The sequence below is a fragment of the Actinomyces sp. 594 genome (assembly GCF_019325145.1).
Classification (GTDB): Bacteria; Actinomycetota; Actinomycetes; order Actinomycetales; family Actinomycetaceae; genus Actinomyces.
The window spans coordinates 1-1,445 of sequence record NZ_PIZC01000002.1; the positions used below are offsets into that span (position 1 = coordinate 1).

1 protein-coding gene is annotated in these 1,445 nt (G+C 65.0%); it reads left to right on the forward strand.

The window, feature by feature from the left end:
- Positions 1-64: 64 nt before the first annotated feature.
- The gene (locus GZ998_RS00090; RefSeq protein ID WP_374939127.1) at positions 65-1,411 is read left to right on the forward strand and encodes an IS256 family transposase; all 1,347 of its coding nucleotides are present in this window, start codon (positions 65-67) and stop codon (positions 1,409-1,411) included.
- The last annotated feature ends 34 nt before the right edge of the window (positions 1,412-1,445 follow it).

Consider the following 1,445-nt stretch of genomic DNA (forward strand, 5'->3'; position numbering starts at 1 on the left):
GAGGGTGTCAGATTGTTTGTGTAAGGGGTGGTGGGCTGGTCTGTAAGGAGATGAGACTGTGAGTGTGAATGTGAATGAGGAGCGGGCTGCGGCTGGTGAGCGGCAGCGTAAGGTCGCTGAGGAGTTGAAGGCCTCGGGCGCGTTGGATGAGATCTTCGCGCAGATCGATGCCGGTACCCCGTTGACTGGAGAGGATGGCCTGCTGACCGGCGTGCTCAAGGCGGCCTTGGAGCGGGGTCTTGAGGCCGAGCTGACCAGCCACTTGGGCTATGAGAAGGGCGCTGCGGACGCCGCGGCGCATCCCAACTCCCGAAACGGCACCAGCCGTAAGACGATCAGCACCGAGGTCGGGGATGTCGACCTGGACGTGCCGCGGGACAGAGCCGGCACCTTCGCGCCGATGCTGGTACCCAAGGGACAACGCCGCCTGGACGGCCTGGACGGGATGATCATCAGCCTGTACGCCGGCGGAATGACGGTGCGGGACATCCAGCACCATCTGGCCTCGACCATCGGCACCGAGCTGAGCCACGAGACGATCAGCAAGATCACCGACCAGATCGGCGAGGAGGTCCTGGCCTGGCAGCACCGGCCGCTGGAGTCTCTCTACCCGGTGATCTACCTGGACGCGATCGTGGTCAAGATCCGTGACGGAGCCCATGTTTCCAACCGGGCCGCCCACATCGCCGTTGGCGTGGACATGGACGGAATCAAGCACGTGCTGGGGATCTGGGTACAGGCCCATGAGGGGGCGAAGTTCTGGGCCGGGGTGTGCGCCGAGCTGGCCAACCGCGGCGTCCAGGACGTGCTGATCGTGTGCTGCGACGGGCTGACCGGGTTCCCCGAGGCGATCGAGGCGACCTGGCCGCAGGCCACCGTCCAGACCTGCGTGGTGCACCTGATCCGGGCCGCCACACGGTTCGTGTCCTACAAGGACCGCAAGGCCGTGTGCACCGCCCTGCGGCCGATATACCAGGCCGCCAACGAGGAGGCCGCCCTGGAGGCCCTGGCGGCCTTCGAGACCAGCGAACTCGGCCAGCGTTACCCGGCGGCGGTCAAGACCTTCACCGACGCCTGGGAGCGGTTCACGCCGTTCCTGGCGTTCCCGCCGATGCTGCGCCGGGTCATCTACACAACCAACTCCATCGAGTCGCTGAACTACCAGCTGCGCAAGGTGTCGAAGAACCGGGGACAGTTCCCCTCCGACGCCGCCGCGGTGAAGCTGCTGTGGCTGGCGATCTGCAACATCGAGGACAAGCGCGCCAGACAGCGCGAGAAGGAGAAGAACCTACCCGCCAGCAAACGCAAAGCCAAGGGCCGGCTCGTGGAAGGAGCGGTAACCACCAACTGGAAACAAGCCCTCCAACAGCTGGCCCTGGCCTACCCGGAACGAATCAACCCCCACCTGTGACCCAGCCCACTTACACAAACATATTGACAGGCTC